Here is a 15,211-nt window from a genome sequence, read left to right on the forward strand (position 1 = left end):
CGAAGGAGGGGGTCCCCCGGGCGCGGCTCGGCCGCGCCCCGGTGGGCATCCCGATTGTAGCGGGAGGGTGTCAGCGCGCGGAGCGCAGGCGGGTGCCCTCGGCGAGGCCGCGGGAGGTCTCGGCGACCGCGTCGACCCCGCCGGACGCCAGCGCCCGCACCAGGGCGGATCCGACGATGGCGCCGTCCGCGTAGGCGAGGATCTCGGCGACCTGCTCGCCGGTCGAGATGCCCAGGCCGACGCACGCGCTCTCGGAGCCGGCGGCGCGGAGGCGGTCGACCAGGGTGCGGGCCGCGGAGTCGACATCGGTGCGCGCGCCGGTGATGCCCATCGTTGAGACCGCGTAGACGAATCCACGGCTCGAGTCGACGGCCTGGCGCAGGCGCGTGTCCGTCGAGGACGGTGCCGCGAGGAACACGCGGTCGAGTCCGAGCCGCTCGGAGACGGCGAGCCACTCGGCGCCCTCGTCCGGGATCAGGTCGGGCGTGATGAGGCCGGACCCGCCGGCCTCGGCCAGATCGGTGGCGAAGCGCTCGACCCCGTACTGCAGGACGGGGTTGTAGTAGGTCATCACCAGGACCGGCACGTCGACGCGCGCCCGGATCTCGCGGACGGCCTCGAAGCCGTGGCGGAGGCGGAAGCCGCCCGCGATGGCGGCCTGGGTCGCCTCCTGGATGACGGGCCCGTCCATCACCGGATCGGAGTAGGGCAGACCGAGCTCGATCGCGTCGACGCCGTTCTCCGCCATGGCCACGGCGGCGTCGATGCTGGTCGGCAGGTCGGGGAAGCCGACGGGGAGGTAGCCGATCAGGGCGCCCGCCGCCTCCTCGTTCCGGCGCCGGACGGTCTCGGCGACGCTCGGTCCGCGGCCGCTCACGACTGCACCGCGCCCTGGTCCATGAGGCCGAAGTAGTGCGCAGCGGTCGTCATGTCCTTGTCGCCGCGGCCCGAGAGGTTGACCAGGATGGTGGCCTCGGGGCCGAGCTCGCGCCCGAGCTCCAGCGTGCCGGCCAGCGCGTGCGCGGACTCGATCGCCGGGATGATCCCCTCGGTGCGGCTGAGCAGCATGAGCGCGTCCATCGCGGCCGAGTCGGTGACCGCGCGGTAGTCGGCGCGGCCGATGCTCGAGAGCCATGCGTGCTCCGGGCCGATGCCCGGGTAGTCGAGGCCGGCCGAGATCGAGTGCGACTCGACGGTCTGGCCGTCCTCGTCCTGGAGGAGGAAGCTGCGGGCGCCGTGCAGGACGCCGGGGCGGCCCTTGCTGATGGTCGCCGCGTGGCGGGGGGTCTCGATCCCGTCGCCGCCGGCCTCGAAGCCGACGAGGCGGACCTCGGGGTCGTCGAGGAAGGCGTGGAAGATCCCCATCGCGTTGGAGCCGCCGCCGACGCAGGCGGTGACCGCGGTGGGCAGCGAGCCGGTGAGCTCGAGGACCTGCTCGCGCGCCTCCTCGCCGATGATCTTCTGGAAGTCGCGGACGAGGGCCGGGAACGGGTGCGGGCCCGCGACGGTGCCGAAGATGTAGTTCGTGGTGCCCACGTTCGTCACCCAGTCGCGCATCGCGTCGTTGATCGCGTCCTTGAGGGTGCGCGAGCCGGTCGTCACGGGGATCACCTCGGCGCCGAGCAGGCGCATGCGGGCGACGTTGAGGGCCTGGCGCTCGGTGTCGACCTCGCCCATGTAGACCACGCAGTCGAGGCCGAACAGGGCGGCGGCCGTGGCGGTCGCGACGCCGTGCTGGCCCGCTCCCGTCTCGGCGATGACGCGGGTCTTGCCGATCCGCTTGGTGAGCAGCGCCTGGCCCAGCACGTTGTTGATCTTGTGCGAGCCGGTGTGGTTGAGGTCCTCGCGCTTGAGGATGATCCGCGCACCGCCGGCGTGCTCGGCGAACCGCGGCACCTCGGTGATGATCGACGGACGACCGGTGTAGCTGCGGTGCAGCTCCATCAGCTCGGCCGCGAACGCGGGGTCGACCTTCGTGCGCTCGTACTCGGCGCTCAGCTCGTCGAGGGCCTCGACGAGGGACTCGGGGACGTAGCGTCCGCCGAACTCGCCGAAGTAGGGGCCGAGTTCATCCCGGAGTGCCATGGGGGTACCGCCTATCGGTGTGGTCAGTGCGCCAGGAAGCCGGCGAGGGTGGAGACGGGGTCGCCGCCGGTGACGAGAGCCTCGCCCACGAGGACGACGTCGGCTCCGGAGCCGCGGTAGTGCGCGACGTCGTCGGCGGTGAGGACGGCCGATTCGGCCACCTTCACCGCGTCGTCGGGGAAGCGCTCGGAGAGGCGGCCGAAGAGGTCGCGGTCGAGCTGGAAGGTGGAGAGGTCGCGGGCGTTCACGCCGATGAGCCGCGCGCCGAGGTCGGCGGCCCGCTCGAGCTCGTCGGCCGAGTGCGTCTCGACGAGCGGGGTCATCCCCAGCTCGAGGACGAGGGCGTGCAGCTCGGCGAGCAGGGGCTGCTCGAGCGCGGCGACGATGAGGAGGACCAGGTCGGCTCCGGCCGCGCGGGCCTCGAGGACCTGGTACGGCTCGGCGACGAAGTCCTTGCGCAGGACGGGGATCGACACGCGCTCGCGGACCGCCTCGAGGTCCGCGAGGGACCCCTTGAAGCGGCGCTCCTCGGTGAGGACGCTGATCGCGCTCGCTCCCCCGAGCTCGTACTGTCCGGCCAGCTCGGCGGGGACGGGGATGTCGGCGAGGGCTCCGCGCGACGGGCTGGCGCGCTTCACCTCGGCGATGATCCTGACGCGCTCGGCGGGGGCCAGAGCGGCCAGGGCGTCGAGGGCGGGCGCCTGGGCGAGCGCGCGGCGCTCGACGGCTTCGAGCGGGGCACTCTCGCGGCGCCGGGCCGCGTCGGCCAGGGCGCCGGCGGTGAGGTCGGCGAGCACCTAGGCGCGCGCCTTCGGGTTCGCCTTCGCACCGTTGACGCCGTAGCCCGCCTTGGCCATGCCCATGCCCACGAGCAGACCCACCACGACCAGGCCGGCCGAGAGCCAGACCACCAGGGGCACGTCGAACCAGAACGCGATCGTGCCGATCGTGAATCCGACCAGCATGATGACGACGGCCGTCCACGCTGCGGGCGAGTGGCCGTGGTTGTCGTCGTCGTGCTCGGTGCTCATGGGTCTCCTCCTGGGGGTGCATCGGGACCAGAGCAGTCTAGCGTGAGGCGCCTGAGCGCCCGGCCCCGGACTCGCCTGCGCAGCCGCCTGCAGGAGGCGGGGATGCCGGACCGCCGGACACGACCGCGGCCGGTGTCAGCGGCCCGAGGTGGGGTCGTCGCCGCGCGAGAGCTCGTCCCACGAGACGACCGGATCGATGTCGCCGTCGTCCGTCTGCACGGTCGACGCGCCGTGGCCGTAGCCGTCGGCGGGCTCGAAGCGGGAGGCGCGCTTCCGCGCCGCTCCCGGCCAGCGGCGCGAGGTCGCGAGGACGCCGATCCCGAGCAGCGCGGTGAGCACGCCGCAGACCAGGGCGACGACGGGCCAGGCCGTCGCGGAGGACGAGGCCACGAGCGCCGCGACGGACTGCTCCCCCGCGATGGCGGTCGCCTCGGTGACGAGCGAAGCGCCGGCGCGCACGGGGTCGCCCAGTGCCGTCGCGGCCGCGAGCACCACCGAGGCGCCGAGGACGGCCTGGAGCACACCGAGCACGATCCGGAAGACGGGGCCGGCGATGGCGAGGGCCGCGGCGAGGGCGAGGCCCGCGAGCGCCAGGGCGGAGAGCGCGGGCGCGGCGACGGTCCCGGCCACGTCGATCCGCTGGCCCTCCCCCTCGATCGCGGCCAGGGTCAGCGTGGACCAGGTCTGGGTGGAGGAGGTCAGCTCGAGCGCGGCGAGCAGCACGACCCCGAGGATCGCCGTGTACTTCAGCCGCCGTCCGCTCATGCTCACTCCGCCGGACCGAGGCCGGTGAACGGCACGAGGGGGTCGACGTCGAAGCAGGCGTGCTCGCCCGTGTGGCAGGCTGCGCCGATCTGCTCGACCTGGACCAGCAGGGTGTCGGCGTCGCAGTCGAGGGCGGCACCCCGCACGTACTGCGCGTGCCCGGACGTGTCGCCTTTGCGCCAGTACTCCTGGCGCGAGCGCGACCAGAAGGTGACGCGGCCCTCGGTGAGGGTGCGCCGGAGAGCCTCGCGGTCCATCCAGCCCATCATGAGCACCTCGCGGGTGTCGTGCTGCTGGATGATCGCGGGCAGGAGCCCGGTCGGATCGAAGGCGGCGCGATCCAGGACGGCGTCGAGCTCGGCGGGGGTCATCGGATCTCGATCCCGGAGGCGGCGAGCGAGCGCTTGACGTCGCCGATCGTCAGCTCGCGATTGTGGAAGACGGAGGCGGCGAGCACGGCGTCGGCCCCCGCGTCGACGGCCGGAGCGAAGTGCTCGACGGCGCCGGCGCCTCCAGAGGCGATGACGGGCACGGAGCTCAGCTCGCGCATCGCGGCGATCAGCTCGAGGTCGAAGCCCTGCTTGGTGCCGTCGGCGTCGATGGAGTTGACCAGGAGCTCCCCGGCGCCGCGCTCGACGGCCTCGGCCGCCCAGGCCAGGGCGTCGAGCTCGGTCTCGCGGCGTCCGCCGTGAGTGGTGACGACGAAGCCGGACGCCGTGGCGTCGCTCCGCTTGACGTCGAGCGAGAGCACGAGCACCTGCGCGCCGAAGACGTCGGCGATCTCGCCGAGGAGCTCGGGCCGGGCGATCGCGGCGGAGTTGACGCCCACCTTGTCGGCGCCGTGCGCGAGCAGTCGCGAGACGTCCTCGGCGCTGCGCACGCCTCCGCCGACCGTGAGCGGGATGAAGACCTGCTCGGCGGTCGCCCGCACCACGTCGTAGGTGGTCGAGCGGTCGTCGACCGTGGCGGTGACGTCGAGGAAGGTCAGCTCGTCGGCGCCCTGCTCGAAGTAGAGGCGGGCGAGCTCGACGGGGTCGCCCGCATCGCGCAGGTTCTGGAAGTTGACGCCCTTCACGACGCGGCCGGCGGCGACGTCGAGGCAGGGGATGACGCGGACGGCGAGACTCATCGGCTCCCCCTCTACAGGCGCGCGGCGTGGATGGAGGTGACCAGGATCGCGCGGGCGCCCAGGTCGTACAGGCGGTCCATCACCTGGTTCATGTCCGAGCGCGGCACCATCACGCGGACGGCCACCCACTCGGCGTCGTGCAGCGGCGAGACCGTCGGCGACTCGAAGCCCGGGGCGATCGCCGTGGCGCTCTCCAGGAGCGCGACGGGGCAGTCGTAGTCGAGCAGCACGTACTCGCGGGCGACCAGCACGCCCTGCAGGCGGCGCAGCAGCACCGGGATGCCCTCGGGCTCCCCCGCGGCGGAGACCAGGACGGCGGTCGAGTCCAGGATGACCGGCCCGAAGATCTCGAGGCCGGCCTTGCGGAGCGTGGTGCCGGTCTCGACGACATCGGCGATGACGTCGGCGACGCCGAGCTGGATCGCGGACTCGACCGCGCCGTCGAGGCGGATCAGCGTCACCTCGACGCCGTGCTCCCGGAGGAAGCGGCCCACGAGGCCCGGGTAGCTGGTCGCCACGCGGAGGCCGTCGATCTGCGCGAGCTCGTCGTAGCGGCCTGCGGGCCCGGCGAAGCGGAAGGTGGAGTTGGCGAAGCCGAGGCTCGCGATCTCGCGCGCCTCGGAGCCGGAGTCGATCAGGAGGTCGCGGCCGGTGACCCCGACGTCGAGAGCGCCGGAGCCGACGTAGGTGGCGATGTCGCGCGGGCGCAGGTAGAAGAACTCCACCCCGTTGCGCTCGTCGACGACGTGCAGCTCCTTCGGGTCGCGGCGGCCGGTGTAGCCGGCCTCCGCGAGCATCTGACCGGCGGTCTCCGAGAGGGAGCCCTTGTTGGGGACGGCGACGCGCAGGAGCGCCGGGGCGGGGGTGGTGGTCACGGGACGTCCTTCATGACTCGACGGCTGTTCAGGGGGCGGCACGGCTCCTCGGGGAGCGTGCGGGCGCGACGGCGCGGAGCGGAGGCGCACCCCGGCGAGCGGGGCGGGGCTCACAGATGCCGGTAGACGTCGGCCGTCGTCAGTCCCTTGGCGAGCATGAGCACCTGCAGGTGGTAGAGCAGCTGCGAGATCTCCTCGGCGGTGCGCTCGTCGCCCTCGTGCTCGGCGGCCATCCACACCTCGGCGGCCTCCTCGACGATCTTCTTGCCGATGAAGTGCACGCCGGCGTCGAGCTCGCGGACGGTGCCCGAACCCTCGGGACGGGCGGCGGCCTTCTCGCCCAGCTCAGCGAAGAGGTCGTCGAAAGTTTTCACCGGGGAAGTCTATACGGCGGCCGGGCGCGGGCCGCCTCAGTGCCGGTGCAGGTGAGCGGTCGCCGTCTCGCGCAGCGACGCGATCGCGGCCTCCGGGTCGTCCGCGCCGAAGACCGCGGAGCCCGCGACGAAGGTGTCGGCTCCCGCCTCCGCTGCGATCTCGATCGTGCCGGGAGCGATCCCGCCGTCGACCTGGAGCCAGACGTCGAGCCCGGTGCGGTCCACCACGTTCCGGAGGGTGCGCAGCTTGGGCATCGTCTCCTCCATGAAGGACTGGCCCCCGAAGCCGGGCTCGACCGTCATCACGAGGACCTGGTCGAACTCGGGCAGGAGGTCGAGGTAGTCGTCCACCATCGTGCCCGGCTTGAGCGCGATCCCCGCCCGCGAGCCGATCTCGCGCAGGCGCCGCGCGAGGGCCACGGCGTCGCGCGCGGCCTCGGCGTGGAAGGTCACGGAGTAGGCGCCGGTCTCGGCGTAGTCGGGGGCCCACCGGTCGGGGTCGTCGATCATCAGGTGCAGGTCGAGTGGCCGGGGCGAGACGTCCTGGAGGCGCTGGACCATGGTCAGCCCGAACGTGAGGTTCGGCACGAAGTGGTTGTCCATCACGTCGACGTGCACCAGGTCGGCTCCGGCGATGCGCTGCAGCTCGGCCTCGAAGTTCACGAAGTCGGCGGAGAGGATGCTGGGGTTGATCCGTGCGGGCATGCGTCCAGCCTAGATCGGAGCGTCCTCCGCGTCCGCCCGGCCGAGCGCGTTCCCGCTCCGGAGGGTTCAGGCGTCTCCGGACGCCGCCTCGAGGGGCCGGCGGCGGAGGAGCTGGACGAACATGGCGTCGGTGCCGTGCCGGTGCGGCCAGAGCTGCACGTGGAGGGGGCCGTCCGGCAGCGGGAGCGGGTCCGCCGTCACCGCGCGCAGCACGGCCGGCGTGTCGACGAGCTCGAGCTCGTGCCGCTCCTGCGCGAGGGCGAGCACGCGCCGGGTCTCGCCGAGGTGCGGCGAGCAGGTCACGTAGGCCAGCAGACCGTCGGGAGCGAGAGCCCTCACCGCGGAGTCGAGCAGCTCGCCCTGGAGTGCGGCCAGCGGCTCCACGTCGGCCGCGGACTTGCGCCAGCGCGCCTCCGGCCGCCGCCGCAGCGCACCGAGACCGGTGCACGGCGCGTCGAGGAGGATGCGGTCGAACGATCCCGGCTGCTCGTCGCCCAGGTCGCGCCCGTCGCCGGTGCGCACCTCGACCGACGGGTCGACGGCGGCCAGCGCCTGCCGCACCAGGCCCGCGCGGCCCGGGACCACCTCGTTGGCGAGCAGCGCCGCCCCTCCTGCGCGCGCCTCCGCCGCGAGCAGCGCCGCCTTGCCGCCGGGTCCCGCGCACAGGTCGAGCCAGCGCTCGCCCGGGCGGACCGGCCGTGCCCGGGAGAGCGCCAGAGCGGCGAGCTGGGAGCCCTCGTCCTGCACGCGCACGCGGCCCTCGTGCACCGCGGGGAACGCCTCCGGGTCGCCGCCGGTGCTGGTCATGCCGACCGGCGAGAACCGGTCGGGTTCGGCGTCGGCGATCTCGCCGGGAGACGCCAGGCCCGGCAGAGCCACCAGGTTCACCCGCGGAGCCGCGTTGTCGGCGGCGAGCAGCGCGTCGAGCTCGTCGGCCGCCCCCTCCGCCGCCAGCGCCCGTCGCAGGGCGCGCACGATCCACACGGGGTGGGAGCTCAGCGCGGCGATCCGGTCGTCGCCGGAGACCGCGGCCGCGGAGACCCGCTCGCGCCACTCGCCGGCGCTCGAGCGCGAGACCGCGCGCAGCACGGCGTTGGCGAAGGCCACCGCTCCCCGCGAGGAGCCGGCCGCGACGAGCGCGACGCTCTCGTTCACCGCGGCGTGCGGGGCCACGCGGGTCGCGAGCAGCTGGTGCACGCCCAGGCGCAGCGCGTCGAGCACCGGCGCATCGATGCTCTCGACGGACCGGCCGGCCGCGAGGGCGATCACGCGGTCGTAGTAGCCGGACATCCGCAGAGTGCCGTAGCAGAGCTCGGTGGCCAGTCCCGCGTCGGCGGGCGAGAGGCCGGCGGCGCTGATCCGCGCGGGCAGGACCAGGTTGGCGTAGGCGTCCGACCCGCTCACCGCGAGCAGGACGTCGTAGGCGACCCGGCGGGCGGGAGCGGCCTCGCGCCGGGCGCTCACGCGAGCACCGTGCTCTCGCGCAGGCCGCGGGCCCAGGCGGCGCCGGCCATCGGGGTCCTGCCGGCGGGCTGGACGGTGACCAGCTCCACCGCTCCGTCCGCGGTGCCGACGAGGGCGCGCCCCGAGTCGAGGCGGACGACGCCGGGAGCGAGGTCCCCCTCGGCCGCGCGGACCGCGAGCACCTTGAGGCGCGCGTCCCCCACCGCGGTCGAGGCTCCGGGCTCGGGAGTCGTTCCGCGCACGAGCGCGAGGACCCGCGCGGTCGGGAGGCTCCAGTCGATCCGGCCGTCGGCGGCGTCGAGCTTGGGAGCGGGGGTCGCCTCTCCGGTCTGCGGAGTCGCGACGGCCGTGCCCTCCTCCAGCGCGTCGACCACGCCGAGGGTGAGGCCGGCGCCGCTCCCGGCCAGCTCCGTCAGCAGCTCGCCCGCGGTGCGCTCCCCCGCGTCGACGGCGAGCTCGGCGTACACGTCACCGGCGTCGAGCTCGGCGACCAGCTGGAAGACGCTCGCGCCGATCCGCGTGTCGCCCGCCATCAGCGCCCGCTGGACGGGAGCCGCCCCGCGCCAGCGCGGCAGCAGGGAGAAGTGCAGGTTGATCCAGCCCAGGCGCGGCACCGCCAGCAGGCGCTGCCGGACGAGGCCGCCGTAGGCCACGATCACGCCGAGGTCGGGGGCGAGCTCCGCGATCCGGTCGGTCACGTCCTCGTCGAGGCGGTTCGCCCGGATCACCGGGATCCCCAGCTCCTCGGCCGCGACGGCGACCGGCGAGGGGGTGAGCACGCGCTTGCGGCCCACCGGGGCGTCCTCCCGGGTGACCACGGCCACGACCTCGTGCGCGGAGGCGGCGAGGTCGCGGAGGGTCGGAACGGCGGCGGCGGGCGTGCCGGCGAAGACGAGGCGCACGGGGGTCTCCTGGGGAGTCAGAGGATGTCGGGGTCGTCGAGACGGACCCGGAGCCGGGGGGCCGGCCGGAAGCGGCCGGGCGTGGTCGGCGGGCGACGACGGCGCGTGGCGTTGCGGATCACGGCGGAGCGGAGGCGCGCGGCCACATCCGCACCGCGAGCGTAGTCGAACCGGACGATCGCCCGGACGGAGCCGTCCTCGAGCCCGACAGGACCGAGGACCTCGTGCCGGTCGTCCTCGTCGAGCGCGTCGAGCGCCTCCTCCACCGCGTGCGCGTCGCCGCTCACCGTGGCCAGGCGCACCGCGGGCGGGAAGCGCAGAGCGCGCCGCTCCTGGAGCTCGGCCCGGAGGTACTCGGCCTGCCGCCAGGTCGCCAGGGCGGTCGCGAGCCGGCCGCCGACCCCGACCAGGAGGACCGGCGCGCCCGGGCGGGCCAGCGCCGCGGCGTTCGACCAGGTGCGGAGCGCGTCGTCGGCGACCCGCAGGCTCTCGCGGGCCAGCATCCGCTCGCCGTCCAGCAGCAGGACGGCGTGGTAGCCGCCGTCGGCCCGCGGCTCCGCCCCGCGCGTGGCCACGACGAGCGCGGGCTCGTCGGGGAGGGTGAGCACGGGGCGCTGCCCGTCGGCGACGATCACCTTGGCACCCGGGAAGGCGCGTCCGAGCTCCTCCGCGGTGCGGCCCGCGCCGAGGGAGACGAGGCGCAGAGCCGTCGCCTCGCAGACGGAGCAGGTCCAGTCGGCCGCGATCAGGCCGCACCAGCCGCAGCTCGGCCGCCCGCCCTCGGAGTGCACGCCGAGCGGACCCTGGCAGCGGTTGCAGCGTGCGACGGTCCGGCAGCGGGCGCAGGCGACCACCGGCGCGTAGCCGGGGCGCGCGACCTGGACGAGCACGGGACCGGAGTCGAGGGCCTTCCGCGCCTCCCGCCAGGCGGAGGAGGGGATGCGCGCTGCCGCGTCGTGCTCGTCGGCCGCCCTTTGCTGGGCGGTCGGCACGACGTGCGGGCGGCGGCTCGGCCGCGGCTCCACCTCGGTCGCGAAGCCGATCTCGACGAGCCGCTCGACCTCGACCGTGCGCGTGTTGCCGAGCAGGACGAGGCCGGCGCCGCTCTGCTCCTGCCGCACCAGGGCGACGTCGCGGGCGTGCGCGTAGGGCGCGAGCGGCTCGGCGAAGAGCGGATCACCGTCGTCCCAGAGCGCGATCAGGCCGAGGGCGGAGGAGGGCGCGTAGAGGACGGAGCGGTTGCCGACGACGACCCGCGGCCCGGGATCGAGGCAGCGGACGAAGGCGGAGTAGCGCTCGGCGCCCTTCTGCCGCGCATCGAGGCGCACCACCGCCTCCGCGGGGACGAGGGCGGCGAGAGCGAGCTCCAGCTGCTCCTGGTCGCGGTAGTCGGGGACGGCCAGGATCGCGTCGCGGCCCGCGGCGAGCGTGTCCCGGGCGAGCTCGGCGAGCGTGACGGCCCAGCCGCCGACCCACGCGCCCGAGTCGAGCCTCACCGGAGCCGGCACGGCGCCGACCGCCAGCCGGGCCCCTTCGGCGAGTCCCGCGAAGGAGGCGTCGGGGTAGCCCGTCACGCCGCCCACCTCGACCGCGGGCGCCGCAGGAGCGGGACCCGCGGCGAGTCGCGCCTTCTCGACGCGGACGTGGCGGCGCGGCACGGCCAGGCGCAGCACGTCGCTCGCGCCTCCGGAGGCGCGGTCGGCCACCCGGCGGGCGAGGGCCCAGACCTCCGGGGTCAGCACGACGAGCGGCGAGACCAGCTCCTCGATGCCGCTGAGCGCTCCGGCGTGCTCGGTCCCCTCCCCCGTCTCGACGACGAACGCGTCGGCGATCCGGCCTCCGGTCCGCAACGGCACCCGCACGCGCACGCCGGGGACCACCTCGCCGCGCAGCGCCTCCGGCACCGCGTAGTCCAGGAGCCGGTCGAGCTGCGGGAGGGGCGAGTCCAGGAGCACGCGCGCGACGGCTCCGCTCGTCGCCATCGCCGCCGCGCCCGCTACGAGAGGCCCGCGGCGGAGCGCAGGTCGTCGACCCGGTCGAGGCGCTCCCAGGTGAAGTCGGGGAGCTCCCGGCCGAAGTGGCCGTAGGCCGCGGTCTGCGCGTAGATCGGGCGGAGCAGGTCGAGTGCGTGGATGATCGCGGCCGGGCGCAGGTCGAAGACCGAGCGGATCGCCTCGGTGATCGTCTCGTCGGAGACGGTGCCGGTGCCGAAGGTCTCGACGTAGAGGCCGACCGGGGCCGCCTTGCCGATGGCGTAGGCGACCTGCACCTCCAGCCGCGAGGCGAGCCCCGCGGCGACCGCGTTCTTGGCGACCCACCGCATGGCGTAGGCGGCCGAGCGGTCCACCTTCGACGGGTCCTTGCCCGAGAACGCGCCGCCGCCGTGGCGGGACGCTCCGCCGTAGGTGTCGACGATGATCTTGCGGCCGGTGAGCCCGGCGTCGCCCTGAGGGCCGCCGATCTCGAAGCGGCCCGTCGGGTTGATCAGCAGGCGCACGGCGGAGGAGTCGAGGTCGACCGTCTCGAGGACGGGGCGGATGACGTGCGCCGCGATGTCCGCGTGGATCGTCTCGGTGCTGACGTGCTCGGCGTGCTGGGTGGACAGGACGACGGTGTCGATGGTGGACGGCGTCGTGCCGTCGTAGCCGATGGTGACCTGGGTCTTGCCGTCGGGTCGGAGGTAGTCGAGCTCGCCCGACTTGCGGACGGCGGCCAGGCGCTCCGCGAGGCGGTGCGAGAGCCAGCTCGGCAGCGGCATGTACTCGGGGGTCTCGTCGGTCGCGAAGCCGAACATCAGGCCCTGGTCGCCCGCGCCCTGGCGGTCGAAGGCGTCCTCGCCCGCCTCGGAGGAGCGGACCTCGAGCGCCGTGTCCACGCCCGCCGCGATCTCGGGCGACTGCTGGCCGATCGAGACCGAGACGCCGCAGGAGCGGCCGTCGAAGCCCTTATCCGAGGAGTCGTAGCCGATCTCGACGATCGTGTCGCGCACGATCTTGGGGATCTCGACGTAGCCGCTCGTGGAGACCTCGCCCGCGACGTGCACGAGCCCCGTCGTGACCAGCGTCTCGACGGCGACCCGGCTGTGCGGGTCCTCGCGGAGCAGGGCGTCGAGGATGCGGTCCGAGATCTGGTCGCAGATCTTGTCCGGGTGGCCCTCGGTGACGGACTCGGAGGTGAACAGGCGGAGGGGACCGGAGGTCATGCTTCTCTTCTCGTCCCGGCTCGTGCGGACCGGGGTCGTTCGTACCGGGAGTGGCCTGGCGGGCGCGATGCCGGGCGGCAGGCGATCGGCGCCTGGGCGGGCGGACCGGCGGGGCTAGCGCACGACCGCGTCGAGGACGCGATCGGCCACCTCCGCCTTGCTGCCCGAGGCCTCGCCAACTATATCGCCGGCCCGATCGAGGACCACGACGGCGTTGCTATCGCTCTGGAAACCCTCGGCCCAGCCCACCCTGTTGAGGACGAGCAGGTCGCAGCCCTTCCGGGCGATCTTGGCGCGGCCGAGGGCGAGCATCGCGTCCCGGTCCGGCTCGGTCTCCGCGGCGAAGCCGACGACGATCTGCCCCTCCCGCCGGGAGGCGGAGATCTCGGCGAGGACGTCCGGGTTCTTGACGAGCTCGAGGACGAGACGGTCGCCCTGCTGCTCCTTCTTGATCTTCGCGTCGGCGACCGCGGCGGGCCGGTAGTCGGCGACGGCCGCGGCCATGATCACCACGTCCGCGCCGGGGGCCGCGGCGAGGGCGGCCTCGCGCAGCTCGAGCGCGGTGCCCACCGGGAGGACCGTGACGCCCTCCGGCGCCGGCACGTCGAGGTTCGCGGCGAGGAGGGTGACCTCCGCGCCCCGGGCCGCAGCGGCCAGCGCGAGCGCGACGCCCTGCCTGCCGCTGGAGCGGTTGCCGACGAAGCGCACCGGGTCGAGGGGCTCGCGGGTGCCGCCGGCGGTCACGAGGACGCGCACGCCCGCGAGGTCGCGGCGGGCGGAGGCTGAGCGGGCGTGGACGGCGAGGGCCTCCGCCACGATCGTCTCGGGCTCCTCCATACGGCCGGGGCCCGAGTCGGCGCCGGTGAGGCGGCCGACCGCGGGGCCGACGACGTGCACGCCGCGGGAGCGGAGCACCGCCGTGTTCGCGACGGTGGCGGCGTTCGCCCACATCTCGGTGTGCATCGCGGGGGCGACCACGAGCGGGGCGGTGCTCGCGAGCACCGTGTTGCCGAGCAGGTCGTCGGCGAGGCCGGCAGCGAGTTTGGCGAGCGTGTGCGCCGTCGCGGGCGCGATCACGATGAGGTCGGCGGCCTGGCCGATGGCCACGTGCCGGACCTCGGCGACGCCCTCGTAGAGCTCGGTGTGCACCGGGTTCCGCGAGATGGCCTCGAGGGTGGGCTTCCCGACGAAGCGCAGCGCGGCCTCGGTCGCGACGACGTGCACGTCGTGCTCCGCGAGGACCAGCGCGCGGACGACTCCGACGGCCTTGTACGCGGCGATGCCGCCGGTGATGCCGACGACGACGTTGAGCCGTCGGCCGGCCTCGAGAGAGGAGCCCACCCGGAGGGGACTACTCGGCGAGGGGCTTGGCGACGAGCTTGTCCTCGTTGATCTCGTGCAGTGCGACCGAGAGGGGCTTGTCGTCGATGGTGGAGTCGACCAGCGGGCCGACGTTGTCGAACAGGCTGCCCTCGTGGAGGTCGGCGTAGTAGTCGTTGATCTGGCGGGCGCGCTTGGAGGCGAAGATCACCAGCGCGTACTTGGAGTCGACCTTCGAGAGGAGCTCGTCGATGGGCGGGTCGATGATGCCGAGGTTGTTGGCCATGGGTGTCTCCTTGCAGGCGCATCAGCGCCGATCTGCGGCTCCGGAGCAACACGGCGCGCGGGCTCCGAGGGGCGTGTGCCCGGTGGGACCCGGGGCGTCGGCCCGGAGGTGGTCGGTGGCCCGGTGTCAGCGGCCCGGGTCAGCGGGCGCGCCGTCGGCACGAGGCGACATCAATTCTACGACCTCGCGGGCCGCTTCGGGCACGGTGCTGTTGACGACGGCGAAATCGAACTCGTCCTGCGCGGCCAGCTCCACCTTCGCGGTGGCCAGGCGGCGCTCCTGCTCCTCCGCGCTCTCGGTGCCGCGGCCGACCAGCCGGCGGACCAGCTCGTCCCAGGTCGGCGGCAGGAGGAAGACCAGCCGCGCGTCCGGCATCCGCTCGCGCACCTGGCGGGCACCCTGGATGTCGATCTCGAGCATCACCTGCCGGCCCTGCTCCAGCGCGGCGTCGATGGGGCCGCGGGGCGTCCCGTAGCGGTGCGCGTTGTGGACGACGGCGTACTCGAGGAACTCCCCCGCCGCGACCATCCGGTCGAACTCGGCGTCGTCGACGAAGTAGTAGCTGACGCCGTCCACCTCGCCCGGACGCGGGGCCCGGGTGGTGGCCGAGACCGAGAGCAGGACGTCCGGGTAGTTCTCGCGGATGTAGGTCGACACGGTGCCCTTGCCGACCGCGGTCGGACCGGCGAGGACGAGCAGGCGGTTGCGGCCGGGGCGGCGCTGCCGCGACTCCCGCTCCTCGAGGAACGACGCCAGGCCCTCGACCTGGCGCCGGCCGAGCCCGCCGAGGCGCTTCGACTCGGCGATCCGCAGCTGGTCCATCACCCGGGGCGTCTTCACCACGCCGAGTGCGGGCACGGCGCGGAGCAGCTCGCTGACGCGCATCCGCCCCTCGACTCCGAGCGGCTCGGCCTGGGCCGCCGCGAGCACGGCGGTCGCGGGGCGGCGTCCGGCGGCGACGGCCTTCTTGACGGCGGCGCGGGCACGGCGCGCCGCGATCGCGGCCTCGGAGGCGGCGCGCCGGTCGACCTCAGGCGGCGAGGGACGGCGCACGGCCTCCGGGCGCGAGGAGG

General features: G+C 74.4%; 17 protein-coding genes. All 17 read right to left on the reverse strand.

Annotated features, from left to right (window positions below; all coding sequences use genetic code 11):
- Window positions 1-70: 70 nt before the first annotated feature.
- A complete protein-coding gene (gene trpA / locus C5C71_RS03170) occupies window positions 71-877 on the reverse strand; it encodes a tryptophan synthase subunit alpha (protein ID WP_104232657.1) in 807 nt (268 codons plus the stop codon).
- Window positions 874-2,085 carry a tryptophan synthase subunit beta gene (gene trpB / locus C5C71_RS17735; protein ID WP_104225310.1) on the reverse strand — a complete coding sequence of 404 codons (1,212 nt, stop codon included), beginning with the start codon at window positions 2,083-2,085 and terminating at the stop codon, window positions 874-876. The genes trpA and trpB overlap by 4 nt, the downstream gene beginning before the upstream one ends.
- Window positions 2,086-2,108: 23 nt before the next feature.
- Window positions 2,109-2,882, reverse strand: a complete 774-nt coding sequence (gene trpC, locus C5C71_RS03175) for an indole-3-glycerol phosphate synthase TrpC (RefSeq protein ID WP_104221862.1) — start codon at window positions 2,880-2,882, stop codon at window positions 2,109-2,111.
- A complete protein-coding gene (locus tag C5C71_RS03180) occupies window positions 2,883-3,116 on the reverse strand; it encodes a DUF6704 family protein (protein ID WP_104221860.1) in 234 nt (77 codons plus the stop codon).
- Between the two features lie 135 nt (window positions 3,117-3,251).
- Entirely contained in the window at window positions 3,252-3,881 is a 630-nt protein-coding gene (locus C5C71_RS03185) for a Trp biosynthesis-associated membrane protein (RefSeq protein WP_104221858.1), read from the reverse strand.
- A gap of 2 nt (window positions 3,882-3,883) precedes the next feature.
- On the reverse strand, window positions 3,884-4,252 hold the full coding sequence (hisI, locus tag C5C71_RS03190; protein ID WP_104221855.1) for a phosphoribosyl-AMP cyclohydrolase: 369 nt from the start codon (window positions 4,250-4,252) through the stop codon (window positions 3,884-3,886).
- Window positions 4,249-5,010, reverse strand: a complete 762-nt coding sequence (hisF, locus tag C5C71_RS03195) for an imidazole glycerol phosphate synthase subunit HisF (RefSeq protein WP_104246786.1) — start codon at window positions 5,008-5,010, stop codon at window positions 4,249-4,251. The genes hisI and hisF overlap by 4 nt, the downstream gene beginning before the upstream one ends.
- A gap of 11 nt (window positions 5,011-5,021) precedes the next feature.
- A complete protein-coding gene (gene hisG, locus C5C71_RS03200; RefSeq protein ID WP_104221851.1) occupies window positions 5,022-5,885 on the reverse strand; it encodes an ATP phosphoribosyltransferase in 864 nt (287 codons plus the stop codon).
- Between the two features lie 110 nt (window positions 5,886-5,995).
- Window positions 5,996-6,259: a phosphoribosyl-ATP diphosphatase gene (locus tag C5C71_RS03205; RefSeq protein ID WP_104337136.1), complete on the reverse strand. Its 264-nt coding sequence runs from the start codon at window positions 6,257-6,259 to the stop codon at window positions 5,996-5,998.
- A 36-nt stretch (window positions 6,260-6,295) separates the two neighbouring features.
- Complete coding sequence (gene rpe / locus C5C71_RS03210) at window positions 6,296-6,964, reverse strand: ribulose-phosphate 3-epimerase (RefSeq protein WP_104232661.1); 669 nt, start codon at window positions 6,962-6,964, stop codon at window positions 6,296-6,298.
- Window positions 6,965-7,030: 66 nt separating this feature from the next.
- Window positions 7,031-8,428: an RsmB/NOP family class I SAM-dependent RNA methyltransferase gene (locus C5C71_RS03215; RefSeq protein ID WP_104255377.1), complete on the reverse strand. Its 1,398-nt coding sequence runs from the start codon at window positions 8,426-8,428 to the stop codon at window positions 7,031-7,033.
- Window positions 8,425-9,330, reverse strand: a complete 906-nt coding sequence (locus C5C71_RS17455; protein ID WP_104250384.1) for a methionyl-tRNA formyltransferase — start codon at window positions 9,328-9,330, stop codon at window positions 8,425-8,427. The genes C5C71_RS03215 and C5C71_RS17455 overlap by 4 nt, the downstream gene beginning before the upstream one ends.
- Before the next feature lie 17 nt (window positions 9,331-9,347).
- Window positions 9,348-11,312, reverse strand: a complete 1,965-nt coding sequence (locus tag C5C71_RS03225) for a hypothetical protein (RefSeq protein WP_104337138.1) — start codon at window positions 11,310-11,312, stop codon at window positions 9,348-9,350.
- A 14-nt stretch (window positions 11,313-11,326) separates the two neighbouring features.
- Window positions 11,327-12,532 carry a methionine adenosyltransferase gene (metK, locus tag C5C71_RS03230; RefSeq protein ID WP_104337139.1) on the reverse strand — a complete coding sequence of 402 codons (1,206 nt, stop codon included), beginning with the start codon at window positions 12,530-12,532 and terminating at the stop codon, window positions 11,327-11,329.
- A 114-nt stretch (window positions 12,533-12,646) separates the two neighbouring features.
- On the reverse strand, window positions 12,647-13,873 hold the full coding sequence (gene coaBC / locus C5C71_RS03235; protein ID WP_104237507.1) for a bifunctional phosphopantothenoylcysteine decarboxylase/phosphopantothenate--cysteine ligase CoaBC: 1,227 nt from the start codon (window positions 13,871-13,873) through the stop codon (window positions 12,647-12,649).
- Between the two features lie 10 nt (window positions 13,874-13,883).
- Window positions 13,884-14,138 (reverse strand): DNA-directed RNA polymerase subunit omega, encoded by a 255-nt coding sequence (gene rpoZ / locus C5C71_RS03240; protein ID WP_104221835.1) that lies wholly within the window; start codon window positions 14,136-14,138, stop codon window positions 13,884-13,886.
- A gap of 126 nt (window positions 14,139-14,264) precedes the next feature.
- Window positions 14,265-15,191 carry a guanylate kinase gene (gene gmk, locus C5C71_RS03245; RefSeq protein ID WP_104348685.1) on the reverse strand — a complete coding sequence of 309 codons (927 nt, stop codon included), beginning with the start codon at window positions 15,189-15,191 and terminating at the stop codon, window positions 14,265-14,267.
- Window positions 15,192-15,211 lie beyond the last annotated feature (20 nt).

It is taken from the genome of Rathayibacter sp. AY1C1 (genome assembly GCF_002932105.1).
Classification (GTDB): Bacteria; Actinomycetota; Actinomycetes; order Actinomycetales; family Microbacteriaceae; genus Rathayibacter.